This is a genomic window from Halospeciosus flavus (genome assembly GCF_029814175.1).
Lineage (GTDB): Archaea > Halobacteriota > Halobacteria > Halobacteriales > Halobacteriaceae > Halospeciosus > Halospeciosus flavus.
In genome coordinates this window covers 380,669-401,748 of sequence record NZ_CP122312.1, presented here as the reverse complement: position 1 = coordinate 401,748, position 21,080 = coordinate 380,669, and the positions used below count along the sequence as shown (strand labels likewise).

Sequence of the window (21,080 nt, the reverse complement as noted above, 5' to 3'; positions counted from 1 at the left end):
CTTCGAAGAGAGTGTCCTGCCGTTTACGGCGCGGAGGGAGTCACGTCGAATTAGCGGTTTGGTCGCGATTTTCGAGGAACGTCTCACACCACGACTGTAGGATCTGCATCGTCTGATCCTCGACGACTTCGCCATCACTCGTCAGCCGTCCAAGGTCGCCGTCGCGGCCCCATCCCCGAACGACGGGGTGTTCGGACTGCTCTGACCGAGTTTGAGTCTGCTGGACGAATCGTTCCGCTTCCTCGCTGGCTTCTCGAAGCATGTTGATGAGCTGGCTGAGGAGCGGATTCCCTGGGGCGAGATGATGCACAGAGGGGAATTCGTCGGCACACTCTGCAGAGAACGTCACGGCTACTTCCTTTGCACCTGGTGCGATAGCCTGCGCAAGGGTCTGTTCGCCCGCTGGCGCTGGTGCATCGATCGGTGACCCGTCAACTGAGAGACGATATGTACTCTCACCGAACGCAAACTCATCGGCGTATTCGCTGTCGTCGAAGTTGGATTCGACGTCGCTCAGGGCGGTGAACACGATGCCTGAGTCGGCGAGGGATTCGTTCCCGACGAGGACTGCCTGCAGGCTTCGAGTTCGATACGGTGACGCGTATTCGTACTCAGTATCGCCGACGTCGACGATATCGGGGTGGTTGTAGGATTGCCAGGCGTCGAGTTTCGCCTCGTCGATGACGTCCTGTTCGACAAGCGTGTCTACCGACGCAAGTGACTCGCCAACGTCCACACGATTGCCCGCTTCTTGATCTTCGATCTCGTCGGCAAACTGCCGGTCGGCTTGCTCGACGACGTCGTCGCGTTCTTCCGGATCGGCTTTGAGCGTCGCGTCACGAATCTGCTGACTCACACCCGAGAGGATTGGCTGCATATCGCCGACGACGTTCTCGAAGAGCCCGATACGGGCGTCCAGTCGCTCGTAGATATCTGTCTCGACCGTATCTTTGTAGCTGTAGTTGAGAATCGCGACTTCCTCGTGTTCCTGTCCAATCCGGTCGATGCGTCCGATACGCTGTTCGACTCGCATCGGATTCCACGGCAGGTCGTAGTTAATGAGTGCGCCACACTCCTGAAGGTTCAGCCCCTCACTCGCAGAGTCCGTACAGACGAGAATATCGACCTGTCCGTCATCGTCGGCGAATTCGCGTTTCACTCGCTCTTTCCCGACTGTCGTCCAGGTCCCATCTTCGGCGTCGTACATCTCACCGCCGCGGCCCGAGTACGTCGCAACTGTCGCCCCGTGAACCGAGATGAGCTCCCTGCGGATGAAGTCCATCGTGTCTGCATACTGCGTGAAGATGATGATCCGATTATGTCCATCCCGATCGAGCTTCGCAAGGTCCTCTCGGAGTTGGCCGATTTTCGGGTCGCGGTCGATCCGTGCAAGATCGTCGACGAACGACTCTAACTCCGCGATTTCTTGCTCGAGCAAATCGATGCCTTCGTCGGTGACGTTCGGGACAACTGCCGCGAGATCAGCCTCTTCGAAGTCACCCTCCAGCTCGTCGAGTGCCTCGAGATTGTCGAGGTCGTACTCCGAGAGTGTGTCGAGTATTGCCTGTTCGGAGTCAGCTGTATTCCGGTCGGTAGCCCGTTGCTTGCCCTTCAGAACGGTTCGTTGGGCTCTGAGTGTCTCGAGGCGTCGCTGGAGACTCTGTGAAATCGCGTAGACGCTACTCGTCAGCCGTTGCCGATAGGTGGTCATCACGAACCCGATAGCCCGTGTCTCGGCTTCGTCGGACTGTTGAGCGAGTTTGTAGAACTTATTCGTGTAATCGTCGATGCGGTCATACACCTCGCGCGTCGCCTCAGTCAACTCGATTTCGCGCTGTTGTGGGTTACGGGTGGGGACTGTGGCGTCGAGCAGGCCGACCTGTTCGTACTTCCGGAGGGTATCGCGTGTGTTCCGGTGAATGAGTGCATCGACCGGCGTTGACTCGGCGAGGACGTCCTGCACAACGCGCCATCCCGACTCGGAGAGGTCGTCGAGTGCCGTCAGTCGATCACCGCGTGAGAAGGTGAGCCACTCCTCCTCGGCCTTCCACTCGGGATAGAGCAGGTACTTGAGCTTCTCGTCCTCGTTTGCGTCGAATGGGTCGACGTCGTATTCGTCGAGTGCTGTTTGGAACGTCTCAATGTAGCCGTCGTAGTGTTCGCCGTAGTCGGCGGCGAGTGTACAGGTTGTGAGGACGCGATCCTTCGCGATCTTCCGGGATTGGTCCTCGTCGTCGATTTCGAGAGTCTCGGCAACGGTATCGAAGACACGGGAAGAGAGAGTCCGTTCAGACGGGAGTCGGTCCTGATACCGGCCCGTTTCGAGTGTCGTCTGTGCGGACCACTCCTCACTCGTCGATCCTCTGTCGTTTGGGCCGAGTTCATCGTCGAGGGCCTGCGTGAGTGCCTGCCGTGTCTCGAAGAACTCTACGAATTGCCCTTTGTGCTCCCAGTCGCCAGGAAGATCGAGTAGCGACATGAGGTCGTAGAGCTCGCCTGCATGCAACTGCATCGGGGTCGCAGTCAGTAGATAGTACGTCTGCGTGTGTTCCCGGAGGCGTTCGAGGAGTGAGTAGAAACTACTGCCCAAACGGGCGTTGTGTGCCTCGTCGACGATGACGGCGTCCCATACGCCCTCACGGTTCGTTGGTGTTCGCCCCCGACAGCTCGCCGGCACCTCATCGCGAGTTCGTGGTCGACCGCCGTCCTTGGGGGCCACCTGGTCCCAGCGGTCTTCGAGACGAGCAGTGTGCCACGACATGATGACGATTGTTGGGCCTGTGTCGTTCTGTCGGGTGTGGAGGAAGCGCCAGATCGGACTCTCGACCCATGCTTCCTCGTGGCGGTCGGCGTCGAGGTCCAGGTCGGCCGTCGAGGGTGGTGCGTATTCCCGGCCGAATGCGTCGTGGAAGACGTACTCGTTCCCGCTCCCCCGGTCGAAGCGGTAGGCGTTGATGTTGAACTTCTCCCAGAGTTCTTCCTGCCACTGGATCGTGAGGCTTGCAGGGACAAGGAGCAAGCCGGTCTCGAGTTCCCCGGTGAGGCCGAGGCGGGAGAGGGTCAGGCCGGCTTCGATCGTCTTCCCGAGGCCAACCTCGTCACAGAGGAGGAAGCTGTTCGGGTAGGTGTTGACGAGTGTATCTGAGACGACGCGCTGGTGGGGCCACGGCGTGATGGTGCTTCCCTCCTCGGCGAGTGCGAGTCCACCTGGCGTGAGGGAGCCGTCCGCGATGATGTTCGCCTTATCGCGTTCGGTCGGTGGGGCTTCCCCACGTGCAATCTGGATGGCTTCGTCGACGGCCGTGTCTGTGTCCGGCGCCTTCCACTCGATGAGTTCCTGTTCGATCGCTTCCGGAAGGTCGTAGACCTCCACGTAGGGATGGTCGTCGCTCCAGAGGCGATCGAAGGTGTCGATGTCGCCGTCGACGTATCCTGTCTGGCCATCAACCCACGAGCGGTGGACTTTGAACCGTTCGTAGTTGCGTTCCCACCCGCCAGCCGTCTCGTTGACGCTGCCTTCGAAGGAGAGGGTGTTGTCCGCGTCGTCGTGGAAGATCCCGAGTTTCGGATGGAAGATACCCCAGTTGCCCTCGCGAGGCACGGCGACTTTGATAGTGAGGCGGTCCTCGCGGAGGTGATGAGCGAGGAGTTGGAGGCGAGCATCGAGTTGCTCGTCGTCGAGTTCCTCGAGGTCGTCACCGAGTTCGTCCGTGAGTGCTTCGAGGATTGGTCGGTCGGTTTCGTAGAGTTCCGCGCCGACGACGAGACGCATCTTGCCACCGTTCTCGACGAGCGCGTCGATGCCGCGGGACGCGACAGCGAGTGCGCTACTCGAGAAGTATCCGGCGACACGATCGTAGCGAATGCTCCGCTCAAGTGCTGGGATGTAGAATTCATTGACGAGGTATGACCCGGCTTCTGCCGGCTGGCTCTCATATATTGACTGCCAGGGTCGATCATCGAGCGTAGGCATCGTGATAGGTGCTTGTTCTTTACTTCCGACCCACATATAACCCGTGCGGAGGCTCCCCACCCCTGTCGTAGGTTTTTGTAACTGCATCTCTTCTTCCTATCTATCTTGAACTCGAATGTTCGCTCTGAGGAACTGGATGCTGTTCACGAGGCTATCCATGCGGGAGAACAAACTGTCCACCTCTATGGCGAACCGGGAGTCGGGGTTAATCGATTCCTCGACCACGTACTGGAGGATCTCACCGACCGATCCAGAATGCGTGGCTTCGCTGTTCGACGAGGACATACACCGGATGTCGTTGCCCAGGATCTGCTAGCTGAAGCGCGAGACGCAGCGGGTGTCGTGCAATCATTCAAGAATCAGATTACTGGTGGAAATGTTGGGTTTGGTCCCGTACCTTTCGGCGCACAGTTAGATGACCGATCTCGGCATATCAAGAAGCTTCAGAATCTTACCGCGGGGATATCAAACGGGAATCCCCTTGTCCTTTACTTGAAGGATGTTCACAAGCTCGCTCCTGAATCACCGGAACAGACTCGTGACTTTCTTCGAGAACTCTCAGAAGGCCTCGGTTCCGCGGTTCATCTCGTAACCACAGGGCGTATCCCCTATGAGGATGCTGCCCGATCGATAAAACTCGGGATGTACGATTCGGAGGAGACGAGTTCAATTCTCCAGGATGCTTTCGGGGATATCTCTGCCTCACGTATTGAGGAGATTCATTCTGCGATTGATGGTCATCCGTACTATCTCGAGCTTCTCATCGAATCCTCCGATACCAAGCCGGAGCTCGAGATTCGCGACGATGTCTATTATCACATCGAACAGCAATATCTCAAGTCACTTAGCGAACGCGAGGAGACGTTCCTCCGGCAGACGTCACCTCTCATCGAACTGGATGCTGAAATCTGTGCGAATGTACTTGAGGACTTCACGCGAAGCGAGGTTCGCCAGACGCTTGAGAGTCTCCGTGAGAAAGCAGTTATTCGGGAACTCGGGCGCTCCGGTGAATCTGGACTGTTAGTATATGACGTTCATCACTTGTTCCGGGAGTTCCTCTACGAGCGAACAGAGAATACAGGTACACTCCATCGAGCTGCCTTCCAGTATTATGCGCACAAGGCGTTCGCAGAACAGGATACATCACAGATGGCACCCCTCCAAGGATTCGCGTATAACACGTTCGCCGGTATCCATCTCGAACGTATCCACGGTGAGAACCCGTCACCTACGGAGCTTGCTTCGGAGATCGACCAACTTGGATTCGGTCCTGGGGAGCGTCTGAATTTCGTCATGGGTTTCGCTCCCTACTCTCCTCTTGATCATCATAGCCGATTGTTGGCTCCGGAGATTGACCGATTCCATGAGACGTTCGCTGCGCAGGATATCGACGAGGATGAGGAGGCGGACTATCGTATCGGGCTTTTGTATATCAATCTCCTCCGAGGCCAGATTCGTTCCCGAGCCCCAGCTGAGTTCGAGACCTCTGCTTGGGAGATTTACGAATTCGTACTCGAAGAGATTCAGGCAGACGAATTTACTGAACACTTGGACGAGCCCGATGGTACGGCGCTCCAAGACGGACTCGAAATTTTATGCCGGACAATGCTGTATCGCGAGGCCACAAGCGAGGAGGAGGAGGGCGAGCAGCAGCGGGCGGTTCTCGACATCTTCAAAAACTATGGCTTGGATAGAGGGGCTGCGCGTGGATTCTTCACCGAGTGTCGCACATTCCTCGACACACTTGAGGAGAACGTCGATGTCGAAACTGCACTTGAGTCGCGGGTTGGTTCGATGATTGATGAGGCTGGTGAAGACGAGATGGTCCGAACGTCACTCGTTCAAATGCAGGATGATCTCTTCTGGGAGATACTTGATGCGATCGGTAAGTTTGCGAGCCACCTAGCAGATGACTCGGAGTGGGTCATCCAGTTCATTGAGAACGCAGGTGAAGAACTCGGACGCGCGGAAAACCCTGTCTTCGCAGCGATGTGGTATTCACTCTCGGTCCAGCTATTAAGTATGTTCACGGCCGATGCAGAGATTCTCTCTCCGCTCCAGCGACGCTTCGAGACGTATCGTAATGAACGCGCTCAGTACGAACAGCAGCTCGAATCTCCACTCATTGATGCGGACGAACTTGATGACGGAGAGCTCGAGATGCCGGAATTCATGGACGATATTGCTACTACGGATTCCCAGCCGGCACTTCTCGAGTCGGGTGAGGAAGAGAAAAACGAGCAGAGTTTCGAAGACGAGAAGTCAGACAGTCAGTAGTCTTCAAGCTCGCTCTGTTTCGTATCGTCGCTGTCTTCTGCGAAAACGTTCGGGCTAAAGTCTAAATCCAATACTTCGCTTGTCCGACCGACAGCGAGGTCCCGAGCGAGTTCCCAGTCGTCGTGGTTGTGTGGCAGTACTTGAAGCAGCGCCTTCAGCGTTGCCTTGAACTGGCTGTCAGTGTCGAAGTTGCGTTCCCGAAGCCACTCGATGGTCTCGGTCTCGCCGCGCTTGTCGTAGACGTGCATTGCGGCGTGAACGGCGTCCAGCGAACGCGGGAACGAGAGGTCATCGGGGTTTACCGGAAGGCGGCTGGATCGGTCTTCGGTCTTCTCGTTGATGTTCTGTACGCGGTCGCGATGGCCATTGAGACTAATATCGCCACTACTTCTCCCCCAAACTTTGGTACTTCTTTTAATCTCTTCAATATCGACGCCTATGCCTAGTCCGAGTTGACGACCCTCATCATAGGGAATAACGGAGGAACTGTGCACGAGCCAGCTCAGGACGTACCACTCTGTAATATCATCTAAATCATCTATTCCTTCCGCTTCAAGATACTCATCAACCAATACTTTAGTGACAGCTTCACGTGCTTCTTCCAAGGCCCGACGAGGACGAACTTCGTTGTCTTCGTCGTCAACGACGGGATGTGATTCTGCGAATACCCTAAGCGTTGGACCGAAGGCACTGATGATTATGTCTGTTTTCGTTAAGCTAACTCCGGAGTCAATAAGATCTCGTGCAGCGTCTTTTGCAGCGGTTCTGGTCTCAGCTTTTACATCGCTCCATAGGGAAGGCATAGACTCGGCGTCCTCTTGCTCTTCTAGTGGCTTTCGACCAGTCAGAAGAAGGGTACTATCGGCTGAACCTCCTCCTTGGGTGTCTGCTCTATTAGGGCGCTCACTCGTTATTGGATGTGTAGAAGTAATTGTGAATCCGGAATTAATCAGGGAACGGGTTAGTGTATCCCAAGCATCAGTCTCTTTATGAGTGAACATTACAGTCATAACCCCCCCTGGTTTTACGATTCGATATAGCTCCGAGAAGATATCACTCATTTTTTCTTCATAGAAGTCGCGTGCAAGCTCTTTCTTCGACGTATTTCCAGCCACATCGTGGAATTTTCCCGGATTTGCGACTGCTTCTGCCTCCTTGTCAGTGAGATCCTCAGAGAAAAATTCGGGATGTACATCGTTGAGGTACCTCTTTAGCCAAACATAGAATATGTCTGATAGCTCTGCGTACATGATGCTAGAATAATATGGCGGATCAATCACAACTGACTCAACTGAATTCGACTCCAATGAGAGGCTTGCTGCATCCTGTGAGAGCACATCAGCAGGGTCCACATCAACCTTTTCTAGGTAAGAAACGATCTTTTCGTATGAACCCAGAATCCGATCTAAAATATCGAGGTACTGTTGATCCCCTGACGAGGAGTTGTTGTCAGTGAACAGCCACTGTGGGCTGAGATTTTTAGCGCCGGTAAGGTGCATAGGATACCCACGGTGGATATTATATGGAGACATCCGCGAGTTCCGATCGACTAGTTTACCTCCTGTTAGGGAGAGTATGTCGATTATCGCTTTAGCCTTCTCCTCACTATATTCTCTAATTATGTCTTCTTTGGCGTCCTCAAACGCTTGCCAGTACTCGTAATGCGATACCAACTGACGGGGGGTGAACATATCTCGCCATTCAGAGAACCCGTAGCCAGCTGGTTCCGATGTCTTCTGTCCATTTTCGGGGATTTTTTCGTCTAGTAGTGAATGAAGCTCGAAGTCTGAGTTAACCCGCTCAACCGCTTTCTCGTAACCCTCGTAGTCCGTTTGAGTCGCAGTCCGATATCCAGACCCACCATTTGGAGTGGTGTATTTCACACCGAGAATCTCGTACTCATATTTTCCTTGACTAACGAGATCCTTAATCTCTGAACTCTCAGTCACAATGTCACAATTGGGACATTCTGTATCCCCTCCCCGTGAACGTGGACCGTTCTGCGGATTGAATTCATCCTTTGTGACATCTTCTGGTAACTCAACCCGGTCGTATTGTAATTCACCATTAACGTATCTTGGACGAACAGCGATTCCCTCTGAGGCAGACCTCTTTAGTAACCACCACTTTGAGGTAAGAGGCATCCGACATCCGCAATTCGGGCATTGAACAGTGTATGTGGAGATGTAATGAGATGGGGTCTGACGATTGTCAGCACTAGGGAAGTATTCGGATAGCTCTTCCTCTGCGTTATTGTTAACTACTTCTCCCCATTTCTCAACCTCTTGCTTTAGGCTTCCCGCGGAGATTGGGTAGTCGAGAATAACCTTTAGCATCAGTGATGGAACTGGGTTCAGTTCATTCGCTGTAGTGGGGAGGCCATAACGAAGCGACTCTAGTGGAATAACCCCGGAGCCTGCTGTAGGGTCAAAGACCGTCGGAAGCTCTCCGTCCCAGTGGTTTCGAAGTTTTTCATGGAGGTTTTTCCGCTGCTTCGGACTGGGCGTTGATTCGAAAGGACGGGGGTAACCGTAGTGATCACCAAGGGTGCCAGACCGTTCGTCTTCAGTGGCCTTCTTCCTCTCTACATACTCAGCCAGGTCAACATCGATGTCGAAACGTGGCTCAATCTGCATCAAACTCAGTATTTCGTTACTATCGACACCTTTCGGTAAAACTGAGGCAAGAACAGCTAGCCGCGCTGCTGGGGTAGGCCTCCGAGCATACCACGGGAACAGATACCGATTTGGTGGCATATGCTTCGGATTTTCTTCTTTCAGATTTTCGATTCCTACTGCTTTCAGTGGAAGCTGTCCCTCGATTGCGAGCGGTTTTAGATCGTCGTTGTGGTCCGTCATAGGTGGTCAGTTAGTAGGGTTCGGAGGGCTTTCTCGCCGTTCGGACTCGACGGGGAACGACACTTCGCGAACCAGTAGTAGCACTCTTCATCGCCCATTCGGGCGAGCCCACGGCAGAAAGCCCGCATGCGGTCGACCCGCTGGATGGGCTTGATGCCTCGAAACGCGAGTGCGAGACGAACGCCGACAGTCTCCGGGAGGAAGACGTCGCCGTCGCCGGTCCCTGTGACGGTCGCAACATCCAGACCCACGGCGTCGAGTTCCTCGCGGAGCAGTGGGAGGAGCGAGCGGAGGCGACCACCGGAGAGTCGCGCGATCTTCACAGCCGTCCAGTCCTCCCAGGCCCACTGCTCGACTGGGCCAGCCGTTGAATCGCCGAACACGTCGACAAACGACTCAGTTCGGAGGTTACGACCGCAGCGCTCTAGGCGGTCGTGACGTGCGTTCGCCTGCTCTTTGGGCAGGAGTTCGTAGAGCGTCACCGCACCGCCGTCTTGGTCGTCTCGACGGCTGAGGGCGAACGTTGGACGCCCGCCGTAGACGCTACTTCCGTGCGTAGATGTAGTCGGGACCGTATCCGATTCTGCACCGTCGAGGTGCGGTGTCATCGAGTCACCTCCGCGGCAATTTCGGTCGGGCCCCGAGCACGAACCTTCACGTCGATACTCGTTTGACCGAGCTCCTGCTGGAGGGCGGCGAGAACGTCTTCTTCAGCCTCAGTAATCGGTTCGGGGTCGTCGAAGTCGATTCGGAACTTCAGCGAGGTATCGACGGAATCCCCGAACGGGTCGGGCTGGTTGGTTACGCGAGAGAAGTCGTCGAGACTGCCCTGGTACTCCGCAGTGTACGTCGACCCAGTGGCGGTCTTGACGTCGTAGCTCATCCGGACGGAGACGTTCTCTGAACGGGTAGTCAGAGCGTTACGGCCGGCCGCGAACGAGCCTTTCGAGAGTTGGTCCTCGCCGACGATTTCGACGATGACGTGTGACACACCGGGAGTGCTGTTTGTGCCAGCTTCCGAGAGAGCGTGGGTGCGGACTTTGTTGAACGCACGCGATGCCGCCATCTGACTGGTCGAATCTTCCCAGTCCTCTGGGCCACGACAGTCCGAACAGTAGCCATCTGCGTCAAGCTCGTCCTTTGGGACTATCTCGCCACAATCCGCACACTCGGCCGTCTCGGGCTGATGCTCGTCGCAGTACTCTGATTCGTCACCCTCGGCGGCGTTCGTACACCCCGGTTTGGCACACTTCTCTTCGTCAGTCTCGGGTGGCTGAATCGCGTCGTGATGGACGTCGAGAAGCGCTTCGATGCCCGTGTAGACGACATACTCGCCGCCGATTTTCACGTCGGTATCGCTGATGGTGGTGCGGACATCTGGCGACTCTGTGAGTGAACCCCGCTTCGACCAGTTCGAGGGGTCATCATCGTCATCGCCGTCCCAGTAAATCGTCCCTGCGTCGCCGTCCCAGTAGACGTGGTCCCCATCGGCGACCATCTTCGCGACAGTCTTGCGGAGCGGCTTCGTGCTCAGGAGATAGGGGAGGCCGGGCTTCTTCGCGAACTGCTCGACCAACTGCTGGGTCGTCATGCTGTCCTGCGTCCGCTGCCAGAGTTTCTGCTTGAAGAACGCGATGCCCTTCGCCCCTGCATCGGCCCGGATGAGTCGATCGTCGAGTGTCTCCTCGACAGCGCTTACCAAGGAGGCCCCACCGTTCGCCTCGGTCGCGTTGATGGTGATGTGGGTTAGACCCTGCCGATCGACGTAGTACAGGTGGCGATAGACACCACGAACGAGCTCTCCGAGAAGCCCGTATTTCTCGTTCTTTCGTTCCTCGAGTTCGGCGATTTGCTCTTCGGAGAGGTCGGCAGTCTGCTGGGAGTTATCGAGAAGTGCCTCGATTGCCTCGAGATGGCGCGCTTCGTCGACGGCACTCTCCACCCGCTCGGCGTCGGGTGCAAGAAAGAGGACATAGTTCTTGTAGACCCGACTCTGGACGTCGCCGCCGTGCTTCGACGCCGACTTTTGGTAGAGTGTCTGGACCTTCTCTGGGACCGACTCCTCGTTCGACTCATCGGCGAGGAGGTTACCGGTCACCGGCGCCGTGTCCATGTGCATCACCGCGAGTTGCGGTGTCGACGCATCATCTGGGAGATCAGCTGGCGACTCTGGATAGAGAACTGGCTCGAAGGCGCCACTCCCCGTTTCGCTTTCGAGGCGGGCGCCGAAGCGCGAGCGGGCCTGTGCGTCGGGTGTGTTGTCCACCCGCTGGTCGATGATGCGGATGAGGTTCGGGTCGGACTTGAAGCGGACGCGCTCCTCGTCGTAGAGGTAGTAGCAGGCGACGGCCATATCGGAGCCGGCGAGTGCCTCTAACGCTGAGTCGTAGTTGTCGAACCGAACGTCGGGATGGCCGAGTGTCTCGTTCAGTTCGGCACGCGTGAGTCCTGTGGCCTGCTCACCGTAGGCCAGGCTGTGCCAGAGGACCGTCGTCGTGAGGTGGGTGCCGAGTGGAGGGATTCCTTTCTCAGTCCACTTGCGGTCCTCAAGTTGGGCATGTGCAGTGCCATCATCGTTGTAGATGTCCGCCGAGACTGCGGAGCTCAGGTCGACGAACTCGAAGAGTGACTCGTGGAGTGTCGAACTAATACTCCCACTTGGCGCGTCATCTTCGGGCGTGAGGTCGTAGAGACGGATCCAGTGACGGTCGTAGTGTTCGGGCTGGTTGTTCCACCGGTAGTAAACGGCCCGTGCGAGGAGTTTGAGTGCGCCGCGCGTCCGCTGGAACTTCGGGATCGTGTCGATTTTCTCGGTGAGGGTATCGATGACCGTCGGGTGGAAGGGATATTCACGCTCCAGGCGGTCGACGTAGCTCGCATCAGTCGCTTCCTGTGGGAACTGTCGCTCGCTACTCGTGTAGAACTGGAAGTAGGTCTGTGCGACTTCGGACGCGCTCCCTTCGTCAATCTCTTCGAAGAGCCGATGTTGGAGGACTTGTCCGACTTCGCTCTCGTCGGTCGGTGTAACGGTCTTATGTTGTCGACGGCCGATCTGGTTGAGTTCGTCAATGAGGCCGCGGACGTCTTCGGCCTCTTCCTCGAAAGCCGTGTCTGCGACCGAGTAGACGACGGTCACGTCGTCGACTTCCGAGGCCGTCTCGAGAAGGGAGAGGATAAAGCTGAGCGTCTGACTGGCGAGTGTTGCGCTCCCGACCTCGACAGCCGAGGCAGCCTCGAGGTAGGCTGCGATTTCGTCGATCAGGATGAGTGCGGGACCGTCGCCGAGATCGAAGAGATCCTTGAGCGTGTTTTGTCCCGGCGCGTTTCGCTCCTGGTCGTACTCCTTGAGGTGTTCGTAGCCTTCGACGCCGTAGAGTTGATAGGCGAGTTCACCCCAAATCGTTCGTGTGTTTGGAGCGTTCGGATCTGTCCGATCGCTTCGGGCGTTTCGAGCGTCGACGTGGCCACCAACGAAGACGGCAGTGTCGACGTCGAAGTCGCTCTCGGCGGCCTTCTGGTAGGTGCTGGCGAGCTCCTCGTCCCCGGCGAGGAGGTGGCGGTTAAGGTCCTGGATCTTGGTTGGATTCGTCGCGAGGTGGTACGACGCGATGAGGTCGTGTGTCTTCCCGCCGCCGAACCGCGTGTCGAGACAGAGGATGCTGCTCGAGTATCCGCCACTGTCGTATCCACCGCTGGCGAGGAATCGTCCCGTCAGGTTACTCAGAAGAGTCCGAAGCCCGTCCGTGGGGTAGGTCATGTCGAAGAACCTCGCGGCGTCGCGATAGACCGGGGCCGACTCCTCGGGTGCGTGTGCGACCGTCGCGAGACTCGCTGCGAATTGATCCTCCTGGAGCGTTCCGTCCAGCACATCCCCACGAGGGGTACAGGCGTCGAAGAGGGACTGAGCGCTACTCACAGGATTCACCCCGTCGATTCAGCTGAAGGTGACAGAAATCACTCGTGAATAATGTGTGCTGCGAAGAACGTACTCATCGGTCGAAGATTCGCTTGAAAGAGGGGAGTTTTCGTATGTACCTTGCGAGGTTCAGTATGTTTATCTGACCAGCATACAATAATTGAGGCAATGAGTTCTCGGTGTATCGCCACAAAATGGGGGCGAATTCCAGTGAGCTGGAGAAACAGGAAGTTACAGCGATTGATTGAGGCGCAGCACTAATTGAGGTTTGGCGAAATAGTCGTTCTGAATAGACTTTTAATGGCAGGCCTGTTTGATAGCGGTAATGAGCGACTCTTCGGATGAGGGATATACACTTGAGCAGGCGAAAGATGATATTGGAATTCTGCGGCGCGTTGAGGAGGAAACCGTTGAAGCCATTGAGAATACCGAGGAGGAGGAAGTCCTCAAGTATCTCATAGAAGACGAACAGCTTGACGTTCGACACGATGGTGAACGTGGACTGGGGGAAGTTCGCCGTGCGGTTCTCGAATCTGACGTTGCATCGGACGAGTTGAAGCGTCTAGTCAGTCTACGTGGTGATGAAACCCCCGACGACATTCTCGTTCCACAGAACGTCAAGCGTAATGCGAAGGTAGCTCTTGCAGCCGGAAAACCAGTTGTTCTGTACGGACCGACTGGCACCGGGAAGACGACGTTCGCCAAGCAATTGGCCCGTGAGATGTGTGTTGGCTATACTCTCAACACTGCTACCCCGTCTTGGACACCCTCGGACATCATCGGCGGCATTAGTCCAGACTACTCCGACGACTCGTTGAGCTATCGGACGAAACTGGGGTGTGTCTCAGAAGCAGTTCAGCGGGCTCGCAAGTTCGACGTAGAATATGGTGTGATCCTCGACGAGATCACTCGTGCAGATATCTCGAAGATTTTCGGTCCGCTCTACACTGCCATCGAGAATCCCCATCAGACGATTTTCGAGACGGACGAGGGAGACACCATCGAACTGGATGAGCGAGTCAATATCATCTGCACCATGAATATGTCCGACCGGACAGTGAACGAACTTGATAACGCAATCACACGCCGGTTCGCGATGATTGAACTCGACGAGTACGAGGAGAACAAACGTCGCCAATTGTTCAAAGACTGGATTAACGCTCACGTCAGTGGGAGCACTGACCTTGACGAGGCCGAAATCCTTCGGCTCTTCGAGCGTGATTACCAGGGGATCAATCACGGAACCGAGACAACGGCACAGGGCGCGATTATGCGGTTCGGGCCAATGCATTACCGCGACGTCGCAGTCTTCCTCGGCATCGGCTGTCGAGACGGCGGCGAGTACGAACATGATCCAACTGCTGCCGTTGGCCAGGCGTTCCAAACGTACGTTGTTCCCCGACTGTTGAACGCAGCGGCATTCCCTCAGATTGAGCGTATCGTCGACCATTACCGTGCGTTGAACGACGAGTTCGAAGCGTTCGATCTCACCCCCGCTGCGAAGCTGGCCGAACGCGAACTCGAACAGGAACGTCGACAGATGGGAACTTACGAGTAATGAGTACTGCCGACGAAGTCTACGAGTACGGCCAAGAGACGTTCAATATCCCCGAGCGGGGCGAGATACGCATCGAGGGGTGTCCGACGTCGATTACGGAGCAACTTCGTCGCGCCTCGTTCACCCAAGAGAGCCCAGGAGTCTTCACGAAGCGTCAGGACGCCCTTGATTCAGATACGGAGTACGAAGTCGTCACGGTCACTGTCGATGGTGAGGACGATGACATTCTCCACGTGGAGGCGACCGATATCGTCGGCGTCGTGAGTCTCACACCCTCTGCAAAGGTACAGGTAGATCCAAAGATCGACTGGGAGCATATTTTCGACATGCTGCTGGCAGTCTACGATCAGAACCGATCAATCGAGTATCACGGGATTCCGCTCCGGGATTTCCTCTCTGATGACATTGATTTGGATGACGTCTTCGTGGTCCTCGCAATCAACTATCTCGATGGGCTCGAAGTGATCAAACGCCATGGCTACATTCGGGACCTCCTCATCCGCCGTGCTGATAGTATGGACGGCCGTGGGGAAATCGACGTAGAGCAGACGCTATTGAACCACGCACACGGGAATCTCAAGCCGCATTGGATCCAGAACACGACGGAGTACAATAATGCTGCAAACTCGCTGCTCCACTACGCTGGACAAACGCTTCTTCGGCTGTTCCAGCAGAATTCATCGGAGATCAATCATCCAGCGTACGACCGCATCTTCTCGGAGGTATACCGTGAAGTAACTCGTCTGGAGGACATGGGTGTCGATAGCGGGTTGGATCGTATTGAGGAGTATCGCCGTCTTTCTCTCGGTGATCTCCCGAGCCAACGGCAGTACTACCGACAGGCGTTCGACGTCGCGAAAGCGATCATGTCGTCATCGCTTGGTCAGCAACTCCGTGAGGGTCCTCGAGAGTTGGTTGTGGACTACGTTCTCAATATGGAGTCCCTGTTTGAGCAATATTCACAGGTCGTCATCGAACGTGCACTCGACCACATCAAGTCCTACGATCACCTCGACGAGTTAGCCGATGTCACGCCTGTTCGATCGCCGTCGGTCAATCCATTTGCAGACGAGAATGAAGTCTATCACCAACCCGACCACGCGATCCAGGAGGGCGAAAAGACGATTGCGATCTTGGACTCGAAATACTATGCCGAAGGTCATGATCCAGTGAAGGAATCGGCGTCGCGATCTCGGCTGTTCAGTTACGCATACCTACTCCAGTCAGATCGGCTCGGGTTTCTCTGTCCGTTGCTGGAGCCGAAACGCCGACGAGTTACACAGACTGGCGCGGAGCTACAGATCGTGTCTCCACTCGGTGACTTCACCCTTGAGGGATACGACGACGTCGTCCACGAATATCTTCATGAGGTGCTCGCCGAGGACTGCCCTGAAGTCGAGGCTTTCCGTGCCGTCGCCGAGAACAAGCTCTGTCTCGATGGCGTCGACGAGGCCGACCTCGATCAGGCGAAGACTATGAGTGGTCCGTTCACGTTCAAGGACGTCCGAGATTTCTCGCTTCGGGTCGTCAAGGCAGCGGCTGACAAGCACTCGTGGGACGTTCGGAACCGATACGACTTAGAGCAAGATGGTAGTTGGACCCGGGAGCAGATTGAGACACGCTGTAACCACCGGTATGAACACACAACGACGTGTATCCCGGTATTCTGTCGCGACGGCGACGAAGAGTGGATCGACCTCTATTTCCTCAAGAACGGGACTGGTGAGGTTGAGAAAGAAGGGCCGCTAAAACTGTTGTAAGTGCTTTCTCCGGCCCACATCAGTCACCTCCGACAGGCCTAGAACGGCGCGACTAACCAGTCGCCATCCCCTTTCCGTTCGAGCTGTGGGCCGAAGATCTCTTGGAGTGGATACAGTTCTTCCGCATACCGGAGGTCGAAGGACTTCCCACGGCGGTGGAACGAGCCCTCGACGACGAACTGTACGGTCGGGCTTTGGTACTCAAGATCGTTTGCGCGATGGTCCATTGCGCGTGCGAGTTCGGCCGATTGATCGGTGTCTTCGAACGCTTCTCCAAGACCCACGACACTGACTTTGTCAGGGACATCATCGTTTTCGAGGCACTCGATAAATTCCCTCACCGGAATTTGGTGGTCAAACGTGTCGTATTCTCCCTCGATGACGATATTGTATCGGCCGGGGATTTGACCAGGGCCAGCCATTCTTAGTAGCGGATCCCGTCGGTGCGGTAAGTAATTACGCTGTCAAGCACAGTGTGACTCCCCTGGCTCATCGTGCCGTTCGTCCGATCGTGGTGTCCATTCATCGTAATTCTCTCCGTCGTGGTGAGGGAAGACGATTCATTTTCTATCAGTAGTTCGTGATATCTCGGTCGCCGAGCACGCGTGTGTAAGTGTCGTCGCCGGTCACGTCGGCGAGCCGGCCAGCGAGTTCTCGCAGACCGTCATCAACACCCCACTTATCGACATAGTTCTGGACCGACTGCCCTTTCTCGTAGCGAGAGCGGAGGAACTGGAGTTTGTCGAGATCCGTTAGATGCTCGTCGCCGTCACCATTGACCCGTTCCTCGATATACGCTCGGCGCCGTTCGTTGTCCCAAGTGCCGAGCTCGAAGCCATCATCCTGGGTATAGAGACAGACCGTTCTCAGATCCTCGGGGGTCGCGTTAGTGCCACGGCAGAGTTTGTTCACATCGTCGTAGGACGGCTCATCGGTATCCAGGAGATCGATAAAGACGTCTTCAATGCCGATATCGCTGGCTTCCTGAATAATGCCGTAGATCTCTTGGACGACCTCTTTCGCGGACATAATCTCGCCATCGCGCTGTACCTTGCCGTGATGCTTCGAGTATTCGCGGAAGCACTCACCCATTTCCATGACACCGATATCGCCACGAGAGAGGTCACGATTTTCTTCAAGTCGCTGGCGGGTTCGTCGAGCGGTACGGTAGATATCACGACGTAATGAGTTCCACGACGTCGGGTCCGTCTCGCTAATTGGGCGGGCGACGACGATGATGTCAAAGGACACTGCCTCCCCCGAGATGAATTTGTGAAGGTCTGCGGTTATTGGATACGTTGCCGTCACCTCGAATTGTGCATTACAGAGCGACTCAAGTAACTCACCCCACGATTCAGAGTCGCTATGGTGATACGTGAAGGTGAGAACTCCATCTTCAGCGAGGTTTTCATTGATAACTTCGAACCCCTCGTGGAGCTCCATTTCGAAGTCCTTCACACTCTTCCCTTCCGATGGGTTCGTGACGATACTCTCAGTTCGCGGGGTATAGTCTGACTCGAAGCACTCGTAGTCCTCTTCAAGCAAGAGGCGTAGCCAGACGTAGAAGAAGTCGGATACCTCCGAATAGATAATGTTGTCATAATACGGTGGATCAGTAATCACGGCATCAAACTCCTCATCGAATTCAAGCTCTCGCATATCTCCTTGGGAGAGTGTGAAGTTCTCTCCGATTGCTTGATCGAATGGTGCTGTTTCTTTCTTCACACCGTTGTCGACCCAGCGATCGGTTGGCGCATTCGCGTACTCTACACCTTTGATACTGTCAGCCAAAAATACTTCAAAGAAGAGTACGTTACTCCGATATGACCTCTCTCGACAACGTCTCTACCGAAGACCTCCGCCAGGTCTTGGCGGAGGTCGAGGGAAAAAAGCCGTCACAACGGCTCATGGCGGCGATCAATTACCTTGAAGAAGACGGTGCGACGCTACAAGAGGTCGCTGAACGCTATGGATACACTGCTGGCTGGCTCTCGCGGTGGCTTGATCGACTCGAACGGCTCGCCGACGAGCCGTTCGAGGAGGTCGTCTACGACGAACACCGTTCAGGAAGGCCCTCAAAACTCTCCGACAAAGAGCATGAACAGTTCGTTGAAGCGCTTCACAAGTCTCCAGAGGAAGTTGGACTTGACGCGCCTGCGTGGTCTGTTCCACTGCTCGTCACTATCTCGCCGAGGAATTCGACGTTGAGTACTGTGAGCGTCACGTTCGACGATTGATGACCGAGGCCGGGCTGTCCTGGAAGACAGCCCGGCCGGAGTTTCACAAATCCGATGAGAGAGCACAGGAAGCATGGCAAGACGGGTTCAAAAAAAGCGCGACAACCTGGACGACGAATACACGATCTTAGCCATTGATCAGACGCGACAGGTTCTCTCGACACTGATTCACGCATGGTTTCCCAAGGGTGAGCGCCCGTCACTCCCGGTGACGGGCGCGTGGGACAGCATCAAACTTCTCGGTGCAGTCAGCGATACTGATGAGACGTTCTTTCTCCCCTGCGAGGAAAACTTCAACAGCGACACGACGATTCGTCTTCTGGATGCACTCCAGACAGAGTTCGGCGAGAAAATCTGCGTTGTCCTCGATAACGCCTCGTATTTCACGGCGAACAGAGTCCAAGAGTTCGTTGAAGATACTCCGATCGAACTGTGTTACCTTCCGCGGGGTTCACCAGAGCTGAACCCCGCGGAAGAGTGCTGGCGACAACTCGATCAATCACTCGGCAACCGCCTATTCGAAACGCTTGACGAACTTCGTGATGCTGCTCTCTGTGCACTGGACGATATCAACGTACCAGATGTCTTTACGTACTTATGTCCGTGAGTATGAGTACCATCTCCCAGATCGATCGGAAGTTCCCCATCCCATACTCCGTTCCCCAAACATTGGCCTCGGCGGCTCCTTGCGGAACGTCAAAGGAATTCGTTTGAAAGACATCGTTAATATGATTGTTCGAGTGCTGGTATCCGATCATCATATTGTTCGTGCGTAGCATATCGCTGAACGCGAGCAGGAGATACTCCCGCGCTTGCGGATCCTCGATTTTGTCTATGGATCGCAGAAGCGTAGACAGACAAAGGAGTTGGCGTGGACTGTAGAAATCTGTCCATTCCTCTAATCCATGTTGGAAGAGGTCGTTTCCACTTATCGAAGACGACTGCGTGATCGCTCCCTTCGCGATTTTAACTTGAGGAACATACTGGTTGAGGTCGTCACTTGCGTGCCATTCGTTTTCCGCCTTCTGGGCGAGTTCGTGGTCGGCATCCTCTGCTCGTTTGTACCCCTTCACTTCACTCTTGCTTCGTCCGGCCTCTTCACACGCTGGACAGTAATACTCCAGTGCATAGAGTCGGATTTCATATCCGCCCTGTTCGTCAACTGCATCGGTAACTGAGTACTTCTGGCCGCAATCTGGACAGTTGTACTTGCCCCGGTTAACGTTCCCATTAGCGGGGTCAAATCTGTTTCCACAGTCAGTGCAGGACGACTCACTCTGCCAGTCATTGACGTAGACGACGGATTCGCAGTCAGGACAGAGAACGTTGTATTTATCACCGTTATCGTATCGCCCATTCCCGACACGATAATCCTTGAAGAGGGGGACAGTGTGGCCACAGGAGACGCAGTCCAGTTCCCGGACCCAGAAGTTGTACATCACGTGCCTCGTTGAATCACAAGACAGCGTCGGGGTAGGGAAGACTATTCGTAGTTTCACAGCGTCAGAGACGGGTTCTTGACCTCAGAAGATGCAGTAGCTGTCACTCACGGCGGTTGCTGATGAGTCAAAACTATGGCACCTTGCTCCGTTGTTCGAGTGACGACGGCGATGCCTCTCCCGGATACGTCCGGAGAAGGGGAGCAGGCGGCGAGCCTAACTCGCCGCCTGCGTCAGGTTATGGATGATGCACTTCCGAGTCAGCTCCCGGAACTGGCCGTGCCAGCTCCGGGAGCGCTCGCCGTCGTCTTCCTTCAACTGCGAGAAGCCCGTCTCACTCATCCAGCGTTGGTTGTAGTCCTCGTTCATCCGGGCGTTGTGAGCCTTCTGCAACGGTGTTTGCTCCCTGTGCTTGATCAACGGTCGCGTTGATTCGGAGCGACACTCCTCACGGAGGTCGCTCCACGAGTAGTTCGCGTCAGCAGACAGCACCCGCAGGTCTTCCGCGTTCCGGCGGAAGACCTGCATCCCGATGTGGCCGTCCCACGCCTTCTGCGTCGTGTAGTGAACGTCCTTGATCGCTAGCGAGTTCACGTCAATCAAGATCGTCGTCTTCATCGACTGGAACGAGTAATTCGCGCGGTCGCGGTAGTGGTAGCTGGTTTGATCGCGCTGGAAGCCGCTCGCGTCAATCGCGGCTTCGCCACTCCAGCCCGCCTGCTCCGCGCTTCGGCGGAGCAGGCGGCGGAGTTCACGCATTCGATACTCGTTTTCCCACCGGCAGAACGAGCTGTAGTGTGGTGCTTCGTCAAGTCCAAACACGGCAAGAACACCGGGCATCTCGTTGAGGTAGTCCTCGGATTCACGGAGGCTCTTTTCCAGTTCGACACGGTACAGAATCAACGCGATCTGCACCCACTCGGCGTACCCGCCCGCGCCGTCCGGCGCGGCGGGTACGTCCGGATCGTCAACGTGCTGTTTGGCAAGGTTTCGACACATCCAAGCAAGCCGTCTGAGCGATACCATATCGCCAGACGGCGTCCAATTCCTGGTTAGCTTGAC

At 55.6% G+C, this 21,080-nt stretch carries 10 protein-coding genes and 2 pseudogenes; 4 read left to right on the top strand and 8 right to left on the bottom strand.

Going from position 1 to position 21,080, the window contains the following annotated elements; translation table 11 throughout:
- Positions 1–40 precede the first annotated feature (40 nt).
- Positions 41–3,973: a helicase-related protein gene (locus P0Y33_RS01880; protein WP_279528880.1), complete on the bottom strand. Its 3,933-nt coding sequence runs from the start codon at positions 3,971–3,973 to the stop codon at positions 41–43.
- Positions 3,974–4,078: 105 nt separating this feature from the next.
- Between P0Y33_RS01880 and P0Y33_RS01875 the strand changes: the two genes are divergently transcribed.
- On the top strand, positions 4,079–6,250 hold the full coding sequence (locus P0Y33_RS01875) for an ATP-binding protein (protein WP_279528879.1): 2,172 nt from the start codon (positions 4,079–4,081) through the stop codon (positions 6,248–6,250).
- Here P0Y33_RS01875 and P0Y33_RS01870 read toward each other — a convergent pair.
- Genes P0Y33_RS01870 through P0Y33_RS01860 form a run of 3 tightly spaced genes read right to left on the bottom strand, consistent with a single transcriptional unit; the run spans position 6,244 to position 13,024 of the window.
- Positions 6,244–9,108: a DUF1156 domain-containing protein gene (locus P0Y33_RS01870; protein ID WP_279528878.1), complete on the bottom strand. Its 2,865-nt coding sequence runs from the start codon at positions 9,106–9,108 to the stop codon at positions 6,244–6,246. The two genes, P0Y33_RS01875 and P0Y33_RS01870, sit on opposite strands and share 7 nt — an antisense overlap.
- A complete protein-coding gene (locus P0Y33_RS01865; protein WP_279528877.1) occupies positions 9,105–9,716 on the bottom strand; it encodes a DUF7680 family protein in 612 nt (203 codons plus the stop codon). Before P0Y33_RS01865 ends, P0Y33_RS01870 begins: the two co-directional genes overlap by 4 nt.
- Positions 9,713–13,024, bottom strand: coding sequence for an ATP-binding protein (locus P0Y33_RS01860; protein ID WP_279528876.1), 3,312 nt, complete (start codon positions 13,022–13,024; stop codon positions 9,713–9,715). The genes P0Y33_RS01865 and P0Y33_RS01860 overlap by 4 nt, the downstream gene beginning before the upstream one ends.
- A gap of 325 nt (positions 13,025–13,349) precedes the next feature.
- On the opposite strand from P0Y33_RS01860, the gene P0Y33_RS01855 reads away from it, so the two are divergent.
- Both P0Y33_RS01855 and P0Y33_RS01850 read left to right on the top strand, forming a co-directional pair.
- On the top strand, positions 13,350–14,582 hold the full coding sequence (locus P0Y33_RS01855; RefSeq protein WP_279528875.1) for an AAA family ATPase: 1,233 nt from the start codon (positions 13,350–13,352) through the stop codon (positions 14,580–14,582).
- Positions 14,582–16,342 (top strand): 5-methylcytosine restriction system specificity protein McrC, encoded by a 1,761-nt coding sequence (locus P0Y33_RS01850; protein ID WP_279528874.1) that lies wholly within the window; start codon positions 14,582–14,584, stop codon positions 16,340–16,342. The genes P0Y33_RS01855 and P0Y33_RS01850 overlap by 1 nt, the downstream gene beginning before the upstream one ends.
- A 38-nt stretch (positions 16,343–16,380) precedes the next feature.
- Here P0Y33_RS01850 and P0Y33_RS01845 read toward each other — a convergent pair whose 3' ends face one another.
- Entirely contained in the window at positions 16,381–16,764 is a 384-nt protein-coding gene (locus tag P0Y33_RS01845; protein ID WP_279528873.1) for a hypothetical protein, read from the bottom strand.
- Between the two features lie 148 nt (positions 16,765–16,912).
- A pseudogene (locus P0Y33_RS01840) lies at positions 16,913–18,121 on the bottom strand (DNA methyltransferase); the annotation flags it as partial.
- 44 nt (positions 18,122–18,165) lie between these two features.
- Here P0Y33_RS01840 and P0Y33_RS01835 point away from each other — a divergent pair.
- A pseudogene (locus tag P0Y33_RS01835) lies at positions 18,166–19,186 on the top strand (IS630 family transposase).
- Here P0Y33_RS01835 and P0Y33_RS01830 read toward each other — a convergent pair.
- Together P0Y33_RS01830 and P0Y33_RS01825 are read right to left on the bottom strand one after the other, a co-directional pair.
- A complete protein-coding gene (locus P0Y33_RS01830) occupies positions 19,167–20,018 on the bottom strand; it encodes a hypothetical protein (protein ID WP_279528871.1) in 852 nt (283 codons plus the stop codon). The pseudogene P0Y33_RS01835 and the gene P0Y33_RS01830 overlap by 20 nt on opposite strands.
- A gap of 216 nt (positions 20,019–20,234) precedes the next feature.
- Positions 20,235–21,044 carry an IS5-like element ISH1A family transposase gene (locus tag P0Y33_RS01825; RefSeq protein ID WP_279528870.1) on the bottom strand — a complete coding sequence of 270 codons (810 nt, stop codon included), beginning with the start codon at positions 21,042–21,044 and terminating at the stop codon, positions 20,235–20,237.
- Positions 21,045–21,080 lie beyond the last annotated feature (36 nt).

Excerpts from the sequence above, each read along its gene's own strand:
- P0Y33_RS01880 (WP_279528880.1), bottom strand. The coding sequence starts at position 3,973 with ATGCCTACGCTCGATGATCGACCCTGGCAGTCAATATATGAGAGCCAG.
- P0Y33_RS01870 (WP_279528878.1), bottom strand. The coding sequence starts at position 9,108 with ATGACGGACCACAACGACGATCTAAAACCGCTCGCAATCGAGGGACAG.
- P0Y33_RS01865 (WP_279528877.1), bottom strand. The coding sequence starts at position 9,716 with ATGACACCGCACCTCGACGGTGCAGAATCGGATACGGTCCCGACTACA.
- P0Y33_RS01855 (WP_279528875.1), top strand. The coding sequence starts at position 13,350 with ATGAGCGACTCTTCGGATGAGGGATATACACTTGAGCAGGCGAAAGAT.
- P0Y33_RS01850 (WP_279528874.1), top strand. The coding sequence starts at position 14,582 with ATGAGTACTGCCGACGAAGTCTACGAGTACGGCCAAGAGACGTTCAAT.
- P0Y33_RS01845 (WP_279528873.1), bottom strand. The coding sequence starts at position 16,764 with ATGGCTGGCCCTGGTCAAATCCCCGGCCGATACAATATCGTCATCGAG.
- P0Y33_RS01830 (WP_279528871.1), bottom strand. The coding sequence starts at position 20,018 with ATGTACAACTTCTGGGTCCGGGAACTGGACTGCGTCTCCTGTGGCCAC.
- P0Y33_RS01825 (WP_279528870.1), bottom strand. The coding sequence starts at position 21,044 with ATGGTATCGCTCAGACGGCTTGCTTGGATGTGTCGAAACCTTGCCAAA.